General features: G+C 40.9%; 15 protein-coding genes and 1 pseudogene. 14 read left to right on the top strand and 2 right to left on the bottom strand.

What is annotated here, in order from left to right; all coding sequences use genetic code 11:
* Nucleotides 1-171: 171 nt before the first annotated feature.
* The 11 genes and pseudogenes from ACNO7B_RS06675 (at nt 172) to ACNO7B_RS06725 (ending at nt 11,726) form a co-directional block, all read left to right on the top strand.
* Nucleotides 172-1,161, top strand: a complete 990-nt coding sequence (locus tag ACNO7B_RS06675) for a LacI family DNA-binding transcriptional regulator (protein ID WP_417901330.1) — start codon at nt 172-174, stop codon at nt 1,159-1,161.
* 55 nt (nt 1,162-1,216) lie between these two features.
* Nucleotides 1,217-2,071: a glucose PTS transporter transcription antiterminator GlcT gene (gene glcT / locus ACNO7B_RS06680; protein ID WP_017359435.1), complete on the top strand. Its 855-nt coding sequence runs from the start codon at nt 1,217-1,219 to the stop codon at nt 2,069-2,071.
* A 202-nt stretch (nt 2,072-2,273) separates the two neighbouring features.
* The gene (gene ptsG / locus ACNO7B_RS06685) at nt 2,274-4,373 is read left to right on the top strand and encodes a glucose-specific PTS transporter subunit IIBC (RefSeq protein WP_417901331.1); all 2,100 of its coding nucleotides are present in this window, start codon (nt 2,274-2,276) and stop codon (nt 4,371-4,373) included.
* A 93-nt stretch (nt 4,374-4,466) separates the two neighbouring features.
* A complete protein-coding gene (locus tag ACNO7B_RS06690) occupies nt 4,467-4,733 on the top strand; it encodes a phosphocarrier protein HPr (RefSeq protein WP_003211078.1) in 267 nt (88 codons plus the stop codon).
* Entirely contained in the window at nt 4,733-6,451 is a 1,719-nt protein-coding gene (ptsP, locus tag ACNO7B_RS06695; protein WP_417901332.1) for a phosphoenolpyruvate--protein phosphotransferase, read from the top strand. Before ACNO7B_RS06690 ends, ptsP begins: the two co-directional genes overlap by 1 nt.
* A gap of 98 nt (nt 6,452-6,549) precedes the next feature.
* Entirely contained in the window at nt 6,550-6,792 is a 243-nt protein-coding gene (locus ACNO7B_RS06700; RefSeq protein ID WP_034646394.1) for a transcriptional regulator SplA domain-containing protein, read from the top strand.
* Nucleotides 6,793-6,872: 80 nt separating this feature from the next.
* Complete coding sequence (gene splB, locus ACNO7B_RS06705; RefSeq protein ID WP_007498710.1) at nt 6,873-7,901, top strand: spore photoproduct lyase; 1,029 nt, start codon at nt 6,873-6,875, stop codon at nt 7,899-7,901.
* 115 nt (nt 7,902-8,016) lie between these two features.
* A pseudogene (locus ACNO7B_RS06710) lies at nt 8,017-9,039 on the top strand (cache domain-containing protein); the annotation flags it as partial.
* Nucleotides 9,031-9,978, top strand: a complete 948-nt coding sequence (locus ACNO7B_RS06715; RefSeq protein WP_370529227.1) for a methyl-accepting chemotaxis protein — start codon at nt 9,031-9,033, stop codon at nt 9,976-9,978. The pseudogene ACNO7B_RS06710 and the gene ACNO7B_RS06715, both read left to right, overlap by 9 nt.
* Nucleotides 9,979-10,054: 76 nt before the next feature.
* On the top strand, nt 10,055-10,840 hold the full coding sequence (locus tag ACNO7B_RS06720) for an SDR family oxidoreductase (RefSeq protein WP_007498705.1): 786 nt from the start codon (nt 10,055-10,057) through the stop codon (nt 10,838-10,840).
* Nucleotides 10,841-10,853: 13 nt separating this feature from the next.
* Nucleotides 10,854-11,726, top strand: a complete 873-nt coding sequence (locus tag ACNO7B_RS06725; protein ID WP_074042060.1) for an NAD(P)-dependent oxidoreductase — start codon at nt 10,854-10,856, stop codon at nt 11,724-11,726.
* A gap of 114 nt (nt 11,727-11,840) precedes the next feature.
* On the opposite strand, the gene ACNO7B_RS06730 is transcribed toward ACNO7B_RS06725, so the two are convergent.
* Nucleotides 11,841-12,638, bottom strand: a complete 798-nt coding sequence (locus ACNO7B_RS06730; protein ID WP_017359431.1) for a CAP domain-containing protein — start codon at nt 12,636-12,638, stop codon at nt 11,841-11,843.
* A gap of 336 nt (nt 12,639-12,974) precedes the next feature.
* Here ACNO7B_RS06730 and ACNO7B_RS06735 point away from each other — a divergent pair, with 336 nt between their 5' ends.
* Together ACNO7B_RS06735 and ACNO7B_RS06740 are read left to right on the top strand one after the other, a co-directional pair.
* Nucleotides 12,975-15,098 (top strand): peptidoglycan D,D-transpeptidase FtsI family protein, encoded by a 2,124-nt coding sequence (locus tag ACNO7B_RS06735; protein ID WP_138825662.1) that lies wholly within the window; start codon nt 12,975-12,977, stop codon nt 15,096-15,098.
* Nucleotides 15,099-15,254: 156 nt separating this feature from the next.
* The gene (locus ACNO7B_RS06740; protein WP_284725183.1) at nt 15,255-17,081 is read left to right on the top strand and encodes a PAS domain S-box protein; all 1,827 of its coding nucleotides are present in this window, start codon (nt 15,255-15,257) and stop codon (nt 17,079-17,081) included.
* A 25-nt stretch (nt 17,082-17,106) separates the two neighbouring features.
* Here ACNO7B_RS06740 and ACNO7B_RS06745 read toward each other — a convergent pair whose 3' ends face one another.
* On the bottom strand, nt 17,107-18,279 hold the full coding sequence (locus ACNO7B_RS06745; protein ID WP_019743910.1) for an aminotransferase A: 1,173 nt from the start codon (nt 18,277-18,279) through the stop codon (nt 17,107-17,109).
* 297 nt (nt 18,280-18,576) lie between these two features.
* Here ACNO7B_RS06745 and ACNO7B_RS06750 point away from each other — a divergent pair, with 297 nt between their 5' ends.
* Nucleotides 18,577-19,461: a cation diffusion facilitator family transporter gene (locus ACNO7B_RS06750; protein ID WP_017359428.1), complete on the top strand. Its 885-nt coding sequence runs from the start codon at nt 18,577-18,579 to the stop codon at nt 19,459-19,461.
* Nucleotides 19,462-19,526 lie beyond the last annotated feature (65 nt).

Here is a 19,526-nt window from a genome sequence, read left to right on the forward strand (position 1 = left end):
TTTTCCTAAAGGATGTAGTGCGAATCGAGCAGAAAACAAAATAGTCAAACATAATATGATCCATATGATAATACCCATCTTGAATTCCCCTTTCCACCCAGTGATTTGTTCAGCTCACATACATCTTAAAGTATGAAACGCTTACCATATCAAGAGAAAGTAGGAGAAAAAATGCCTAACATAAGGGATATTGCGAAAAGAGCGGGTGTATCTGTTACCACCGTATCACGAGTGATGAATGATCATCCATATGTCAAAGAAGAAAAGCGAGAGCGCGTACTTAGTGCGATGAAAGAGCTCGAATATACACGGAATATTCAGGCAGTGCATTTAGCAAAGGGCTATTCCAATATGCTTGGAATTGTACTTCCGACAATTGATCACTCCTATTTCAGCGGAATTGTCACAGGGATTGCAGAGAAAGCACAGGAGTGCGGAATGCATTTTGCCTTGTTTCAAACAGGATATGACCCAGTAAAGGAAAAAGAAGCATTAATGAGCTTAAAAGAGCAACGTGTGGATGGTTTAATCTTTTGCTCAAATGCGTTAAGTGATCGAGACATTTTAAAGTGGCAGGAATCTGGTCCTATTATCTTTTGTCATCCTACTCCGCATGATCCATGTTCATCGGTATCGATTGCGCATGATCAGGCTTTTAAGGAAGGGCTTGAACACTTAGCGGCATGTGGTCATGAGCGAATCGCAATCGTTCTTGCTAGAACAGAAGGGGAGAATAGCCAAGTTCGCATTCAGACTTATCAAGAAATGATGCGGTCGCTTGGGCAGGACATTGATGATGAATGGATCATTGAAGGAAAACTGACCATTTTTGATGGCAAGCAATTATTTACAGAATGGAAAGAGATGAAAAATCGTCCGACAGCCTTACTGATCACAAACGATGATGTATCAGCAGGTTTTTTACTAGAAGCACAGCGTCACCACATAAACGTTGGAGAATCACCAGCCATACTTGGCTTTCAAAACGATCAATTGAGTGAAGCATTGGGGATTTCTAGTATAGACATTCCCCTCAAACAAATGGGGCAGGAAGCATTTGACTTGTTCAAGCAAGCATTACAAGGTGAGGCACCAGAAAAAAGAGTGCTGTCATATCGACTCGTTGAGCGCACAACGACTATTTTGAAAAACAATCGTTGACGCACGTTTCATCTGTTTTGTACGATAAGAAGGATTGAATAAGAAGGAGGTGGGGATGTTCATGGAATCCTTCACCGTTGATAAAGCGTTAAATAATAATGTCATCATCGCAAAACACCCTTCTTTAGGCGAAGTGGTCCTGATTGATAAAGGGATCGGCTTTGGGAAAAAATCGGGTGACGTTCTCGATCAAGCGGCATTTGAGAAAATGTTTGTGTTAAAGAATACAAAAGAGCAAACAGAATACAAACAATTGCTGCACCACATTAATGAGGACATGATTGAGCTTGCCAATGACGTCATTTATCATATACGAGAAAAAATGGGTCATCGTTTAAATGAGCATATTCATATTGCACTGACAGATCATATTGCCTTTAGTTTTAAACGAGTTAAGCAAGGCTATGATATCACCAATCCTTTTATGCTTGAAACGAAATCCTTATACCCGAAAGAATACGAGGTCGCAAAGGAAGTCGTGGAACTGATAAATGCGCGGCCAGATGTTGAAACGAAGCTGCCCGAAGGAGAGATTGGATTTATTGCGCTCCACATTCACTCTGCTTTAACGAACCGGCCTTTATCCGAGGTCAACCGTCATTCGCAGCTCATGACACAAATGGTCCAAGTGATAGAAGATGCATTTCATATGAAAGTAGATAGAGAAAGTATTCATTATTTACGCTTACTGCGCCATATTACGTTTTCGATTGAGCGTATTAAACGGGAAGAATCATTAGAGGAGCCAGAAAAGTTGCTTCATCTATTGAAAAATGAATATCCTTTATGCTACAATACTGCTTGGAAAATGATCAAAATTTTGCAACATGCATTGAAAAAGCCTGTACAAGATGCCGAAGCTGTCTACTTGACACTTCACCTGTACAGATTGACGAATAAAATTTCATAGTTTCCTTGAAACGTGTAACTGATTCGATCAGGCATGAGTGACTTAAGGTAAATACAGGATAAGATCCTGTTATTTGCGCAACCTTATATCACCATGCCTTTTTTGTGTTCTGAAAGTGAAATGTAAACGGTTAATTATGAAATGTACGTCAATATGTGATTGAAATGTATGTTGTAAGCGAAAACAAAAGGAGGTTCAACCAGTGTTTAAATCACTTTTTGGTGTGTTGCAAAAAATTGGACGAGCACTTATGCTTCCAGTTGCGATCCTTCCTGCTGCTGGTATTTTACTAGCACTCGGAAATGCGATGCAAAATCCGCAGTTGATTGATGTCGCTCAATTTTTAAGCAATGATACAATTCAGCTTGTTGCTAGTGTTATGGAGAATGCGGGGAATATTGTCTTCTCGAATCTTCCACTCCTATTTGCTGTAGGGGTTGCCATCGGTCTTGCCAATGGAGACGGTGTGGCAGGGATTGCCGCGATCATCGGTTACCTTGTCATGAACGTGACGATGAGTGCCGTATTAATGGCCAACGGTTCTATTCCATCCGATTCAGTCAAATTGGCTAAGTTCTTTAAGGAAAGTCATCCAGCATATGTGAATATGCTCGGCATACCGACCTTGTCTACCGGCGTGTTTGGCGGGATTATTGTCGGGGTATTAGCCGCTTATATGTTTAATAAATTTTACAAAATTGAGCTCCCGCAATATCTTGGCTTCTTTGCTGGTAAGCGTTTTGTTCCAATCGTTACGTCGATTTCAGCACTTATTTTAGGGCTATTGATGCTCGTCATTTGGCCGCCAATCCAAGGTGCATTGAACTCATTTTCAACAGGACTGCTTGCAGCGAATGAGCCGCTGGCTGCCTTTGTATTCGGTGTCATTGAACGGTCATTAATTCCGTTTGGTCTGCACCACATATTCTACGCACCATTCTGGTATGAATTTTTTAGCTATAAGAGCTTATCAGGAGATATTATCCGTGGTGACCAGCGTATTTTCATGGCGCAAATCAAAGATGGTGTTCAGCTGACAGCCGGGACATTCATGACAGGGAAATATCCGTTCATGATGTTTGGACTTCCAGCAGCAGCACTTGCGATTTACCATGAAGCAAAACCTAAGAATAAAAAACTTGTAGCAGGAATTATGGGGTCAGCGGCCCTTACTTCTTTCCTAACAGGGATCACTGAACCGCTTGAATTCTCATTCTTGTTTGTTGCACCGATATTATTTGCGATTCACTGTGTATTTGCTGGATTATCCTTTATGATAATGGATATTCTAAACGTGAAAATCGGGATGACATTCTCAGGAGGGTTAATCGACTTCTTCCTATTTGGTATCCTGCCAAATAGAACCGCTTGGTGGCTTGTTATTCCAGTCGGTCTCGTACTGGCTGTGATTTACTACTTCGGATTCAGATTTGCGATTCGCAAGTTTAATCTGAAAACGCCAGGACGAGAAGATGAAGCAGCTGACGGTGCAAGCAGCGCTCAATCTGGAAAAGGCGATGACTTACCTTATGAAATTCTTGAAGCAATGGGTGACCAAGAAAACATTAAACACCTAGATGCTTGTATTACACGTTTACGTGTCACTGTAAATGATCAGAAAAAAGTGGATAAAGACCGCTTGAAAAAGCTTGGCGCTTCAGGTGTCCTTGAAGTCGGGAATAACATCCAGGCCATCTTTGGTCCACGCTCTGATAATTTAAAAACACAAATGCAGGACATTATTGCAGGGCGCACACCTCGACCAGCGAAAGACCCTTCTGCAAAAGAAGAAGTCAGCCAGCAGGTTGAAGAAGTCATTGCAAAACCGCTTCAAAACGAACAAGGGGAAGAAATGTTTGCTTCACCAATTACAGGGGAGCTACATCCAATTACAGATGTGCCAGATCAAGTATTCTCAGGGAAAATGATGGGTGACGGTTTTGCTATCTTGCCAAAAGAGGGAATAGTGGTTTCACCAGTAAGAGGAAAAATCTTAAATGTGTTCCCAACAAAACACGCCATCGGCCTCCAGTCTGATGGTGGACTTGAAATCTTGATTCACTTCGGGATTGATACAGTCAGCCTCAAAGGAGAAGGATTTGAAGCATTTGTACAAGAGGGAGATCAAGTAGAAATCGGTCAAAAACTTTTAGAGGTTGATATTGATAAAATTAAGTCAGAAGTACCATCTTTAATGACACCAATTGTATTTACAAACTTAAGTGAAGGACAATTTATTGACCTTCAAGAATCCGGTGAAATCAAAGCTGGCCAAGAAAACATCATGAAAATTTCAAAATAATTTTCATAACTGCCGTTCTTGTTAGATGACAAGCTCGGCAGTATGATATAATATTGTGGATGTATGAAATGTATAAAAAGGAGATTGATAAAAATGGCTCAACAAACATTCAAAGTAACTGCAGATTCTGGAATTCACGCACGTCCTGCAACAGTTCTTGTACAAACTGCTAGTAAATATGATGCTGATATCAACTTAGAATATAATGGTAAAACAGTGAACCTGAAATCTATTATGGGTGTAATGTCTCTAGGAATTGCGAAAGGTGCTACAATCACAATCTCTGCTTCTGGTTCTGATGAAAATGATGCACTTGCTGCACTAAAAGACACAATGAAAAGTGAAGGCCTAGGCGAGTAATGCAACAACTGAAAGGAATCGGTGCTTCAGCAGGCGTTGCGATTGCAAAAGCATATCGTCTAGAAGAACCAGATTTAACAGTTCACCAAAAAGACATCAATGATCCAGAGACAGAAGTGAAACGCTTTGAAGAAGCAATTCATGTTTCAAAGCAAGAACTTGAAGCAATTAAAGAGCATGCGCTAAAAGAACTTGGCCAAGATAAAGCGGATATTTTTTCTGCACACCTTCTTGTGTTAAGTGATCCAGAGCTGCTCAACCCAGTGAAGGATAAAATCACATCGGATAAAGTAAATGCTGAATTTGCTTTAAAAGAAACAGCAACAATGTTTGTTACAATGTTTGAAGCAATGGACAATGAATACATGAAGGAGCGTGCAGCGGATATTCGCGACGTTACAAAACGTGTCACTGGTCATTTGCTAGGCGTTGACATTCCAAACCCAAGTATGATTTCTGAAGAAGTCATTATCATTGCTGAAGATTTAACACCTTCTGATACAGCTCAGCTGAACAGACAATTCGTCAAAGGTTTTGCGACAGATATCGGTGGTCGTACTTCTCACTCAGCGATTATGGCAAGATCAATGGAAATTCCAGCAGTTGTTGGGACAAAAGAAGCAACAAAAACGGTGAAAAACAATGATCTGATCATTGTTGATGGTATTAGCGGAGACGTCATCATTCAGCCTTCTGAAGATGAAGTGAAAGCGTATCAAAAAAAGCATGAAGACTACTTATCTCAAAAAGCGGAATGGGCGAAACTTGTTGACCAGCCAACGGTCACAAAAGACGGCGTTCACGTAGAGTTAGCTGCGAATATTGGAACACCTGAAGATGTGAAAGGTGTACTTGAAAATGGCGGCGAAGCAGTTGGATTGTACCGTACAGAATTTTTATACATGGGCAGAGATCAGCTCCCAACAGAAGAAGAGCAGTTCGATGCGTATAAAACCGTTTTAGAGAAGATGGAAGGCAAGGCTGTGGTTGTCCGCACACTAGATATTGGTGGCGATAAAGAACTTCCTTACTTGCAGCTTCCAAAAGAAATGAACCCGTTCCTTGGCTATAGAGCGATCCGCCTTTGCCTTGAAGAGCAGGAGATTTTCAGAACACAGCTACGCGCGTTACTTCGTGCAAGTACATATGGAAACTTGAAAATCATGTTCCCTATGATCGCGACGTTATCAGAATTTAGAGAAGCAAAAGCTATTTTACTTGAAGAAAAAGAAGCATTGGTTGCTGCTGGTACAGAAGTATCTGATTCCATTGAAATCGGAATGATGGTAGAAATTCCATCAACAGCTGTTATCGCAGATCAATTTGCAAAAGAAGTAGATTTCTTCAGTATTGGAACAAATGATTTGATTCAATACACAATGGCTGCTGATCGAATGAACGAACGAGTGTCTTATCTTTACCAGCCATACAATCCAGCTATTTTACGCCTCATAACGCTTGTGATTGAAGCAGCGCATAAAGAAGGTAAATGGGTTGGCATGTGCGGTGAGATGGCAGGAGATGAAATCGCAATCCCGCTCCTACTTGGATTAGGATTAGATGAATTTTCAATGAGCGCAACATCGATTCTTCCAGCAAGAACGCAGTTAAGCAATCTTTCTAAGGAAGAGGCTGCATCATTTAAAGAGCATATCTTATCACTGAGTACAACTGAAGAAGTGGTTGATTTCGTGAAAAAAACGTTTCAACATAACTAGGTGATGTAAACCAGACAGGTCAAACTGTCTGGTTTTTTTGTCGAATTTTATCATAATCAGTCATATCGCTTGCAGAGAAGGGCATCCTAACATAAAAAATGGAGGTGACCAGTTTGTCTTTCTCTAACTATAAGCCAGGTGATCAAGTATATGTCATTTATCGAAATCCACATGCAGCCAATGTCGCACAAATTAAAGAAGCGGAAATCGTTTCACATCCTTACAATGAGCAAGAGCTTGCGCTATTTCTACTTGAAACATATCACCCATTAGCCCCTGATGATGCCGTATTTCCAACATACGAAGAAGCAGAAGCCCTTTATCAAGATCTGTTTGAATAAGGGAGATTTTAGAAAGGATAGAAGCCATCCTGAGAGGTTAAAGTAACGGTATGAACCTATAAGGTAAGGATGTGCTAAATATGATCAAACCGTTCGTTCCTCAGCTTGTGTATATTGAACCTCGGGCGCTAGAGTACCCATTAGGACAAGAGCTGAAAGAAAAGTTTGAAGGTATGGGAATTGAAATTAGAGAAACAACCTCACACAACCAAGTGAGAAATATTCCGGGGAAAAATGATTTGCAAAAGTACCGTAATGCAAAGTCGACGCTCGTTATCGGCGTGAGAAAAACCTTAAAATTTGATACATCTAAACCATCTGCAGAGTATGCCATTCCGTTTGCGACAGGATGCATGGGGCATTGCCATTATTGCTACCTGCAAACGACGATGGGGAGTAAGCCGTATATTCGTACGTACGTCAATGTAGAAGAGATCTTAGATCAGGCGGAACAGTACATGAACGAGCGTGCACCTGATATCACGCGATTTGAAGCTTCATGTACATCCGATATCGTAGGAATTGACCATTTGACTCACACACTCAAACGAGCGATTGAATACTTTGGTCAAACCGATCTTGGCAAACTGCGCTTTGTTACGAAATTTCATCATGTAGACCATTTGTTAGATGCAAAACACAATGGGCGAACAAGATTCCGCTTTAGTATCAATGCCGATTATGTCATTAAATATTTCGAACCCGGAACATCACCACTCGATCAGCGGATTGAAGCGGCTGTAAAGGTAGCAAAAGCAGGCTATCCACTTGGCTTTATTATTGCCCCTATTTACATTCATGAAGGGTGGCAAGAGGGCTATAAAGTCCTATTTGAAAAACTCGATGCAGCTCTCCCTGAAGAAGTGAGACAAGATATCACCTTTGAAATGATTCAGCACCGTTTTACAAAACCGGCGAAGCGTGTCATCCAAAAAAACTATCCGAAAACAAAACTAGAACTAGATGAAGAAAAGAGAAGATATAAGTGGGGTAGATATGGAATTGGAAAATATATCTATCAAAAAGATGAAGAACAAGAACTTAGACAGACATTAGAATCATATATCGAACAGTACTTTCCGTCTGCAAAAATTGAATATTTTACTTAAAACAAGTCATTATGGCTTGTTTTTTCTATTTAAATTTTCTTACAACTATTGAATGCGGTACCAATTTTGCCGATATACACATTAAGATGCGAAAGTAGGATGTAGGGGTGATGAGATGTTTAAGAAACTTCAAGTGAGAATAGCTGTTTTCATCTCAGTTATTTTAATTTTAACCGTTGTCGCAGTTCAAGTGGGTTCCAATTTAGTATTAAGACCACTGATTGAACGAGATGCGAAAACAACGACAGCAGCAACGGCAGAAAGCATGAGAGACATCATAGCACTAAAGCTTGAGAATTACGGTGATACGATTAACCAATTGGCAACAAGTACACTTACTGAAGAATTTGCACAGAAACAAACAAAGCAGACATTGGCATTTGAAAACGATGAATTAAAAGGATTGCAGGAGCAGGATGAACTCATCTCGCTTGCCTATATAGGAACAAGTGATGGTAAAATGTTTGCTTTCCCGGAGTCCGATTTTGGTGAAGGGTATGATCCGTCTAAACGAGACTGGTATATTCAAGCGGCTGAAAAGCCTGACGAAGTCCTATGGACAGATCCGTACATTGATAAAGCAACAAGTGAAATGGTCGTTTCAGCCACGAAGGCGATCGTACGAAATGGGAAAGTAGTCGGTGTCGCTGGACTTGACTTGAAACTGGCTTCCATTCAGTCCTTTATAAATGAACAAAAGATTCCTTACATGGGAACGGCTTTCTTAGTTGACGGCACAGGGACCATTTTGGCACATCCAACAGAGCAAGGAAAAAATATCTCAAAAGTCGCTTCTGTAAAAAAAGCGATCGATAACTCGGGTATTGATGATGACAAACAGCTGACCGTCATCTCAAAAATTAAAGAGGCAAACTGGACGATCGGTGTGAGCTTCGAGAAAAAGAAACTTCTTTGGATCACTGAACAAATGAATCAGACAAGTATCATTATTTCTGTCATTGCCATTATACTTGCCATGATTCTAAGCTACTTATTGGCTAGAAGCATTACAACACCAATTAAACGCCTCATCGAGCATGTTCGTAAAGTGTCTGAAGGCGATTTAACCAGCTCGCTTGAGTCGAAGTCTCAGGATGAGATAGGTTTCCTGACGAAAAGCTTTAATCAAATGACTGAAGGTATCAGGGACTTAATTGAAAAAGTGAAAGAGTCTTCAGATCAGGTTGTGAAATCAACGGATGAAGTGACCCAAATTTCAAACGAGACCTTGCTGTCTAGTGAACAGATTGCAACGGCTATTCAAGAGGTCGCTGTAGGAGCGACGAAACAAGCATCAGAAGCGGAAACCATTAATGAAAAATCAGAGCATTTGTATGAAAAAGTTCGTCATATGGGTGAGCTTGCCACGCAAATGCAAACCAATTCAAAATCATCGGAAGATGCAAGCTATAGAGGACTTGATGCTCTTGGTCTGCTCGTCCAAAAATCAACACAAGCGAATGAAGAATCGAAGAAGGTAGAGCAAATGCTGCTTGACCTTGAGCATAAAACAAAAAATATTGAAAACGTCGTAACAGCGATTTCTGAAATCTCAGATCAAACGAATTTACTCGCACTGAATGCAAGTATTGAAGCAGCGAGAGCAGGAGAAAGCGGAAGAGGATTTGCTGTTGTTGCAGAAGAAGTCAGAAAGCTGGCTGAACAATCTGCGGAATCAACGAAACATATTAGTGAAACCGTAAAACTCATTCAAGATGAATCGAAAAAGGCAGCTGAAGCGATGACAGCAGCAAGCAAAATGAATGAAGAACAAGGTGATGCCATCAATTCAACAGGAGAGGCACTCAGCAGTATCACAATGGAAATGCAGGCACTTGTCGGCTCCATTGACAGCATTCATACACAAATCAATGAAATGACTGAAGAACAGCAGAAAATGAATGATTCCATTCAAAGTATTGCGGCCATTTCACAAGAATCCGCCGCTTCAGCTGAGGAAGTACATGCTTCCACAGACGAACAAGTACAAGCTTTAGAAAGAACGAAAACATCAACAGAAATGTTGAACGAATCAAGTCAGGCACTGCGTCAGGCAGTCAATCGGTTTAAACTATAATCTTGCAGAAAAGTACCTTGCCATGTGAGCAAGGTTCTTTTTGTATGATAAAATATGAACAGAGGAGGGTGCCAACATGCATGTTAATCTATCTGGCAAAAAAGCATTGGTCGCAGCAAGCAGTCAAGGTATCGGTAAAGCCATTGCCTTTCATCTTGCAAAAGAGGGAGCAGATGTGATGCTCTCGGGAAGACATGAGCAAACGCTGCAAGAAGCGGTCAAAGAATTATCCCCGCTTGTAAAAGGGAAGCTGACGTATCAAGTATGTGATGTATCTGACGCCGAGCAAATTAAAGCGCTTGTCGTCGCAGCAGCAGGTGATGAAAAACGTCTTGATATACTCGTGAACAATACAGGCGGTCCTCAAACAGGAACACTTGAAACCTTAACAGATGAAGATTGGATGGAATCATTTCAGCTTCATTTACTCAGCTATATTCGGTTATTAAAAGAAGCCTTGCCGTATTTAAAAAAACAAGGTGCACGCGTGTTAAATATTGCATCTATGTCGGTCAAAGAACCAATCCCAGGCTTGATGCTGTCGAATACATTTAGACCGGCCATTACCGGCTGGACAAAAACAGCTGCTCAGGAGCTTGCCAAAGATGGCATTTTGATCAATACCTTAGCCCCTGGGAAAATTGAAACAGAGCGCGTGAAACAGTTAGACAAACACCGTGCACAAGAGGAGCAACAATCGGTTGAAGAGATCAAAGCACAAGCTGAACGTATGATTCCGCTGGGCCGTTACGGACAGCCAGAGGAATTTGCAGCATATGCGGCTTTTCTTTTATCTGAAGCCAATACATATATGACAGGTCAAACCCTCATCATTGATGGTGGATTGACAAAGTCTCTATAAGGAGGAATTCTTGATGGCGCAAATCAAAACAGTTGGTTTTATTGGAATTGGTGTAATGGGACGTAGTATGGCAGGGCATTTAATGAATGCTGGCTACGAAGTTCTCGTTTATACAAGAACAAAAGCAAAGGCAGACACATTGATTCAAAAAGGTGCTCTTTGGAAATCGACCGTAAAGGAGATCGCAAAGGAGGCAGATGCCGTCATCACAATGGTCGGGTATCCATCAGATGTAGAAGAAGTCTATTTAGGAGAAGATGGACTCGTGGCACATGCTGCGCCTGGTACATACCTCATTGATATGACCACATCGAAACCTCAGCTAGCAAAAGAAATTGAAGCGAAAGCGAAGGAAAAAGGACTATTTGCATTAGATGCGCCGGTCTCTGGCGGAGACGTTGGAGCCCAAAATGGCACGCTTGCCATTATGATTGGCGGAGAAAAAGCAGCCTATGAAGCGTGCCTGCCACTATTTCAGCAAATGGGAGAAAATATTCAATATCAAGGACCTGCGGGAAGTGGTCAGCATACAAAAATGTGCAACCAAATTGCTATCGCAGCAGGGATGGTAGGTGTGGCTGAGGCAATGGCCTATGCTGAAAAATCAGGACTTGATCCAGAGCAGGTACTTAAAAGCATTACAACAGGAGCAGCCGGCAGCTGGTCTTTGTCAAACCTTGCACCAAGAATGCTGAAAGGTGATTTCGAGCCAGGATTTTATGTGAAGCATTTTATCAAGGATATGGGCATTGCACTTGAAGAAGCAGAGCTGATGGGAGAAGAGATGCCAGGCCTTTCACTAGCGAAGTCATTATACGAAAAACTCAGCGAACAGGGCGAAGAAAACAGCGGAACACAAAGCATCTATAAATTATGGGTGAAATAAAAAAACTGCCCCGCCTAGGTGGAACAGTTTGTATCGTGTAAACAAGCCCTCACATGGCTGAAAAAAGAAGACAAACTAAAAACCTGTCCCAAATAGAGACAGGTTTTTTTGATCTTATTTTCCGATGAATTGCTGCGTCCAGTAGTTACCAGATTTTACATAACCTACACCGATATGTGTATAGTTTTTGTTTAAAATGTTCGCTCTGTGACCTTCACTGTTCATCCAAGCTGTTACTACTTCTTGAGGTGATCTTTGACCTTGCGCAATGTTTTCACCTGCTGTTTTGTACGTGATACCAAATTGCTTCATTTGATCAAATGGAGATCCGTAAGTTGGGCTTGTATGAGAGAAATAGTTTTTATCTTTCATATCTTGTGATTTAGCGCGAGCAGATTTGCTTAATTTAGAATCAACAGAAAGAGCTTTTAAGCCTTGTTTTGCACGCTCTTTATTTGTCAACTCAACCACTTCTTGTTCAAATGCATTTAAGCTGCTGTCTGCTTTTGTTGCAGTTGTGTCTTTTTGATCAGATTTTGAGCTGTTGTTCGTTGTGTTTTCTTTTGCTGGTGTGCTTGGTTTAGAAGTAGCTGGTTTTTTCACTGATTCTTGTTTTTGCTCATTTTTTGCTTTGTTTACTTCTTTCACCACTTTTGTACCAGTAACAGGTTGACCACTTTTGATCAGCTTGTTTAATAGAGCTTCGATCTCTTTTTGATTTGAAGTGCTTAGCTTGTTTACATCTGAAGAGATATGTAATTTTGCAGCTAATGTATGAAGATCAATGGCTTGATGCTGTACGTTTATGACTTGTTTCAGGTTAAGCTCTTTCGCATCAGCTGAATGCCCTCCAGTGAACGTGATCAATGCAGCAGCTGTCAGCGCTGAAAAAATGAATGATTTCTTTTTCATTTTGTAACTCCTCCTAAAATCTTTGTTTTGTTTTCTCACAGAAAATCATAACATGGACTTTTTGTTATAAACGTACCAGCATCCTCCATTGACAACGCCCATTTGTCATTTTTGTTAAAGTCATAGAAAGAATCTCCTCATATCAATGAATGGAGAATCTTTCTATTTAAAGAAAACGACATAAACATACCAATATTTTAAAGTGTTAGTATATTTTTTTGCAGAATAGGGATTGACAGCTTTTTTTCACTTGTTTCGCTGTAACAACTATTACAAAAGTGTTACAATAATGAGTGGTAATTGTAAAAGATTGAAAGGATGAGAGGAGCTACATAAGTGGGAGAGAAACAGCATCAAGGTGCTGCCGAGCAGAAAAAAATGAAGCGCCGGAACGCCTGGAGAATTAATCTCTTTTTCTTCGCTGTATTTAGTTTATTTGCTGGACTTGTCATCAAGCTCGGTGTGCTGCAAATCGTCAATGGTGAGGATTATAAAAAGCAAGCCAACCGAACTGAGGTCAAAACAGCATCATACCCGTCTCCAAGAGGAAAAATGTATGACGCGAGAGGAAGAGTCGTTGTTGATAACGAAAGTGTTCCTGCCATCGTTTATACATCAGAAAGCGGTGTGAAAGCGGAGGATAAGATTAAAGTAGCAAGAAAACTTGCGACTTATATAAAAATGGATACAGATTTTTTGAGAGAGCGTGACATTCGAGATTTTTGGCTGGCAAGCCATCCGGAAGAAGCGGATAAGCTCATTTCAAAAGCAGAGCAAAAGAATCTTAAATCAAAAGATGTCTATCCACTTCAAGTAGAGCGTGTGCCTAAGAAAGAAGTCAAGGCGATCGAAAAAGATGCAGAGGAAAAAGCAGTTGCAGCGATCTATCGCAGGTTTACAGGCGGATATGCCTTTGAACCTCAAATCGTGAAAGCGATGGACCCGAACGAAGAGAAAAAAGGGGACGAAAAAGTTGCGCTGCTTGATGAAACTAAAGAATCAAAACAGACATCATCCGTAAGTTTGACATACGAAGAGATCTCACTTGTATCAGAGCATCTTGATGAACTGCCTGGTGTAAATGTCATCAATGACTGGACAAGGAAATATCCGTATGAAAAAACCCTTTATAATGTCCTTGGCGGTGTCACCACCCCAGAGCAAGGCATTATAAAAGAGCGTGAAGATTACTATATGGCAAGAGGTTACTCGCGAAATGACCGAGTAGGAAAAAGTTATTTAGAATATCAATATGAGGATTTTCTCAATCCAGAAAAAGCAACTGTTCAATATACACAGGTCGGCGGCAAACTGCTTGATGAAATCAAGCGGACAGAAGGACGAAGAGGACTTGACCTTGCACTCACATTTGATATGGAGCTGCAAAAGGAAGTCGACAAAATCGTTGAATCAGAGCTAAGATCCGCTAGTGCAAGAAACTATATGATGGACCGTGCCTTTGTTGTGATGATGGACCCAAACACAGGTGATGTTCTCGCGATGTCAGGGAAGAAAATGGACGGCAGAGACGTCACAGATTATGCGATCGGAACATTTACGACACAGTATGAAATGGGCTCTGTTGTCAAAGGAGCTACTGTCCTCTCTGGTTATCAAGATGGTATGTCACACAACCAATCCTATACGGATACACCGCTGTATTTTGCGGGAAATGGAAAACCGAAGAAATCATATAGCAATCTTGGCTGGGTTAATGATCTTCGAGCGCTACAAAAAAGTTCAAACGTCTATATGTTTCATGTAGCGATGAGAATGGCAGGAATCACCTACCAAAAGAATGGCCCGTTACCAGCAAGACCTGAACACTTACAAAAAATGAGAAACTACTATGCGCAATTCGGTCTTGGCGTGAAAACAGGCATCGACTTGCCGCAGGAATCAAGTGGAATGCAGACGCATCCTCAGACAGTCGGCGGACTCTTGCTTGATGAAGCGATTGGTCAGTATGACACGTATACACCACTTCAAGTCGCACAATACATGTCGACCATCGCAAATGGAGGTAACCGTATTCAGCCAAGAGTGGTGAAAAGTGTTCACTTTCCAACGAATAAGGAAGAAGTAGGCCCTGTTGTGAAGAAATATGAGCCGAAGGTGCTGAACACCATTAACAACTCGAAAGCAGATATTGACCGTGTCAAAATGGGACTAAAAATGGTCACATCAACAGGCGGGACTGCCGCTGGCCGGTTCGGTCAGCATGATGTCGCAGGGAAAACGGGTACAGCCCAAACCTTCTACTATGGTGCCAACCGGAGCTGGTGGGGGAATGCCACGTACAACTTAACCTTTGGAGGATATTATCCTTCTTCCAATCCGAAAGTGGCATTTAGTGTCGTCACACCGTATGTATCAGATAAAGATCCTGTCATTAAAACCATTCCAAGTAAAATTGTTGATAAGTACGTTGAATTACAAAAGAAATATGAAAAGCAATAAACAGCAGGGAGCACAGCAAGAGAAAGTGCTCCCTTTTTGCTGAAAATATGGACGTTTCACACGAGATTGGGAGGAAAATACGGTTTTTCTAGCGAATCCTTTTTATACATCAAACTAAGGACAACCCTAAAAAAATTAAAGGAGGGTCGGACGACGATGGAACAAAAAATGAAAGATTCGAATCAGCTGTACTCGAATATTGATTTACATGCCGTTCTTTCTTCTAATGGCCGCTTTCTCTACATTTCTTCCAATTGTAAGCAGCTTTTGCTCTATGAACAAAAGGATTTACTAGGGTGTTTTTTGAAAGACTTTGTTCATACCGAAGATCAATTTCTCGTCGAAAGTTATTTCTATAATCAGCACATGCTAGAGATTTGCCACTTTAGACTGCTTAGAAGTGATCTTACAGCTGTATGGGTAGAAGCAAGCATTGATTTTGTTGCTTGTGATGGGTTAGACAACGAATTAAGTAGAGAAATGATCCTGAAAATGAGGGTAATGAATACAGAGCCTCAAAAAGCAGCATTTCAACCAACAGAAGTGTCAGAACAGTCGTTAGGCAGTCTACCGGCTTTCCAAGATGTCAGTGAAGCTGAAAATCTGATTGCCATGCTGCCAAATCCGTTATGTATTACGGCGCTTGGGAAAATTGTGTACGCCAACGATGCGATGCTGCAATTAATGGGTGTATGTACAAAAGATGAAATGATCGGCAAGTCTGCGTTTGATTTTATTGCCGAGGAGTACCATGACATTGTGAGAAGCCGAATCAAAAGACTGCAGCAAGGCCTTCCAGTCGGAATGATTGAACAAATATGGAAAAGGAAAGACGGGAGCATGATTCATATTGAAGTGAAGTCATCTCCGGCAATTTATCAAAATCAACGGGCAGAACTTTTACTATTAGTGGACATCTCTTCCCGTAAAAAATTTCAAACCGTTCTTCAAAAAAGTAGAGAGCGGTATCAGCTGCTTATCCAAAATTCCATTGATACCATTGCCGTCATCCACGATCATAAATGGGTATTTATGAATGAATCAGGTATTAAATTATTTGAAGCCGAACATTACGATAAATTAATCGGAAAAGATATCTTTCATCAAATCCATTCATGTGATCAGCAAAAAGTGAAAAAGAGCTTATCACGTATTATCGAAAGAGCATCAGATTCTGAGATTGTGACGATGAGCTGCCATACGTTTAAACACCGGTTGATTTATACAGAAATGGTTTGTATCCCTACCACATTTTTTGGTGAAACAGCCGTTCAAATTATTTTAAGAGATATATCTGAACGAAAACAGACAGAAGAACTCATGCTGCGCTCTGAAAAATTATCAATCGCAGGTCAATTGGCAGCAGGCATTGCACATGAAATAAGGAATCCGCTGACGGCGATTAAAGGCTTTTTACAGCTCATTAAACCAAAAACAAAAGACCGTGATCAATATTTTGAAATTGTCTTCTCTGAGCTGAGCCGGATTGAAATCATCTTAAGTGAGCTACTAATGCTTGCGAAGCCGCAGCAAACGGCATCCATGCAGACGCTTGATTTGAAAAAAATCATTAGCGAAGTCACCGCTCTGTTAGAAACACAGGCCAACTTAAATGGAATTTTGATGAACACAAGTGATATCGAGGAGGATCTCCTGATGAATGGGGATCAAAACCAGCTGAAGCAGGTGTTTATCAATTTAATCAAAAATGCCGTCGAATCCATGCCGGACGGAGGGAAGGTAGACATTACCGCCAAAGCCGAAAAAGAAGGGATACTTGTCACGATTAGAGATGAAGGAATTGGTATTCCTGAATCGGTCATGAAGCGGATTGGTGAACCTTTTTTAACGACAAAAGAAAAGGGAACAGGGCTTGGGCTCATGGTGACATTTAATATTTTAGAAAATCACAACGGAACCATCCGGGTAGATAGCCACCCTGAGAAAGGGACTGTGTTTCACATCATGTTTCCCGCAAAATAAAAACAACGGCAAGAGAGCCGTTGTTTCATCCGTCTGTTGATTGTATGGAACGCTTTTCAAGTACAAATTGTTCGAGACGGTCAAGTCCTTCTTTTAACGTTTCAAGTGAATATGCATAGGAAAGGCGCACATATCCTTCGCCGAGTGAAGAGAAAGCAGAACCAGGTACGACCGCAAGTTTTGTACTTTCTAACAACTCCATGCAAAAATCAAATGAACTCATCCCAAACGATTCAATGGAAGGGAAAATATAAAAAGCGCCGGAAGGTTTAATGACCGGAAGCCCCATAGAAATGAGCCGATCATATACATAGTCGAGTCTTTTCTTATATTGCTCTCTCATAATCAGTGCATCATCCACACCATTTGTCACTGCTTCAAGTGCCGCCTTTTGTGAGATAGCCGAGGCACAAGACACGTTATATTGATGTACTTTTAATACATGTTTAGCAATAGGAGCGGAAGCAAATAAAAAGCCGATTCTCCATCCGGTCATGCTATGAGATTTTGACAGTCCATTGATGACAATCGTCTGTTCCTTTAAGAAAGAAGCAATGGAATGATGCGGACGATCAAATGTCAGCTCACTATAAATTTCATCAGATAGAATAAAAATATCCTTTCCTTCAAGAAGCTGTGCAATTTCTTTCAATTCCTCTTCTAATAGCGTGACCCCAGTTGGATTTGAAGGGTATGGAAGGACAACACACTTTGTCTTTTCCGTTAATGCATCTTCAATCAGCTTGGCATTTAATTTAAAACCGGCATTGGTTGTGTCGATATGCACAGGCACCGCACCACACATCCGAATGATCGGTTCATAGCCAGGGTACACAGGGCCGGGCAGAATGACCTCATCGCCTTCAGTCAAAATGGTTCGAAACGCAGCATCAATTGCTTGACTCGCACCTGTTGTCACAATGATTTCTGTCTCTGCATCATAATCAAGATGGACTTTCTTTTTGATGTATTGCTGGATCGCTTGTCTTAGCTCTAAAAACCCAGCGTTATGAGTATACGAGGTGAAATTCTCGTCAATGGCTGTTTTGGCAGCTGTTTTGACATGATGCGGCGTATAAAAATCGGGCTGACCTATGGTCAATGAAACGACATCCTCATATGAAGATACGAGATTTGAAAATGTTCGAATGCCTGAAATTTCAATATCCTTTACTCTTGGATTCAGCAAATGCTCCATTTCTCATCACCTTAAAAATAATTTATGTTTTTATCCTATTTTACCATTCACTGCATAAATGTCACCTGCGGAAAGGCTTCGGATATCGTTATATGTAGTCTATTCTCCTATCCATCACAGCATGAGTGATAGATGAAGAAAGAGCAACATTTATTATAGCGTAACCTGCTCGGAAAATACAGCTCTGCTTAAGATGATTAGAATAAGGCAAAACGGTATAAACTGAAAGAACGATAGAATCAAGTCATGGGAATTGCTTTCACAGGCATACGATCTCCTGAAGGAGGACGATAATAGATGGATCAATCAGCAAAGACATCGAAAATAGCCTTTTTATCCGTCATGAGTAATACGTTTGTTGTGGTCCTTAAAATCATTGTAGGGGTGTTAACTGGATCTGTTGCGGTTTTATCAGAAGCCATTCACTCTTTTCTCGATTTAATGGCTTCTTTTATTGCATTTATCTCTGTTCGTATTTCAAGAAAGCCGGCAGATTCAAAACATCCTTATGGACATGGGAAAGTTGAGAATATTTCTGGAACGATTGAAACTTTGTTGATTTTTGTTGCTGGGATTTGGATCATTTATGAGTGTGTTCATAAATTAATGCATCCTGAGCCTGTTAAACTGCCGGTACTTGGTATTGTGGTCATGCTGATCGGCGCACTTATCAATTTTGTTGTGTCGAGAGTTGTGAACAAAGAGGCAGAGCGAGTACATTCTGTTGCCATGAAATCGAATGCACTGCATCTTTTAACAGATGTGTTTACGTCACTAGGAGTCGCCATTAGTTTATTGCTTGTTGCATTAACGGACTGGTATTTCCTCGATCCGATTATTGGAATGGTGCTAGCGCTCTATATTATGCGTGAAGCGTTTAAACTCATGAAGGAAGCCTTCCCGCCGCTTGTCGACGCCCGGTTAACCCCGGAAGAAGAACAAGCGATAGAGGCCATCATTCAAACATTCAGTCAAGAATTCATTGAATATCATGACTTTCGAACAAGACGATCCGGTGCTGAAGAATATATTGACTTCCATTTGATTGTTCATGGAAAAACAACCATTGAAGATGTTCACCAATTATGTGATCGAATTGAAGAGAACATTCAGCAGGCGTTTCCGCATGCACAAATCTTTATTCATGTAGAACCTGAAAGTGAAAGAAGCACACAAACGTAAAAAAGGCGATACCACCTCTTTTTAGGTGGTATCGCCTTTTTTTACGCTTCATCTATGAAATGAAA

This window comes from Bacillus sp. AK25 (assembly GCF_048270685.1).
Taxonomy (GTDB): Bacteria; Bacillota; Bacilli; order Bacillales; family Bacillaceae; genus Bacillus; species Bacillus altitudinis.

Bases quoted from the DNA above. Each gene is read 5' to 3' on its own strand.
- ACNO7B_RS06730 (WP_017359431.1), bottom strand. From the start codon at position 12,638: ATGAAAAAGAAATCATTCATTTTTTCAGCGCTGACAGCTGCTGCATTG.
- ACNO7B_RS06725 (WP_074042060.1), top strand. From the start codon at position 10,854: ATGGCGCAAATCAAAACAGTTGGTTTTATTGGAATTGGTGTAATGGGA.
- splB (WP_007498710.1), top strand. From the start codon at position 6,873: ATGATCAAACCGTTCGTTCCTCAGCTTGTGTATATTGAACCTCGGGCG.
- ACNO7B_RS06715 (WP_370529227.1), top strand. From the start codon at position 9,031: ATGACTGAAGGTATCAGGGACTTAATTGAAAAAGTGAAAGAGTCTTCA.
- ptsP (WP_417901332.1), top strand. From the start codon at position 4,733: ATGCAACAACTGAAAGGAATCGGTGCTTCAGCAGGCGTTGCGATTGCA.
- ACNO7B_RS06690 (WP_003211078.1), top strand. From the start codon at position 4,467: ATGGCTCAACAAACATTCAAAGTAACTGCAGATTCTGGAATTCACGCA.
- glcT (WP_017359435.1), top strand. From the start codon at position 1,217: ATGTTCATGGAATCCTTCACCGTTGATAAAGCGTTAAATAATAATGTC.
- ACNO7B_RS06720 (WP_007498705.1), top strand. From the start codon at position 10,055: ATGCATGTTAATCTATCTGGCAAAAAAGCATTGGTCGCAGCAAGCAGT.
- ACNO7B_RS06745 (WP_019743910.1), bottom strand. From the start codon at position 18,279: ATGGAGCATTTGCTGAATCCAAGAGTAAAGGATATTGAAATTTCAGGC.
- ACNO7B_RS06700 (WP_034646394.1), top strand. From the start codon at position 6,550: ATGGAGGTGACCAGTTTGTCTTTCTCTAACTATAAGCCAGGTGATCAA.
- ACNO7B_RS06740 (WP_284725183.1), top strand. From the start codon at position 15,255: ATGGAACAAAAAATGAAAGATTCGAATCAGCTGTACTCGAATATTGAT.
- ACNO7B_RS06750 (WP_017359428.1), top strand. From the start codon at position 18,577: ATGGATCAATCAGCAAAGACATCGAAAATAGCCTTTTTATCCGTCATG.
- ACNO7B_RS06675 (WP_417901330.1), top strand. From the start codon at position 172: ATGCCTAACATAAGGGATATTGCGAAAAGAGCGGGTGTATCTGTTACC.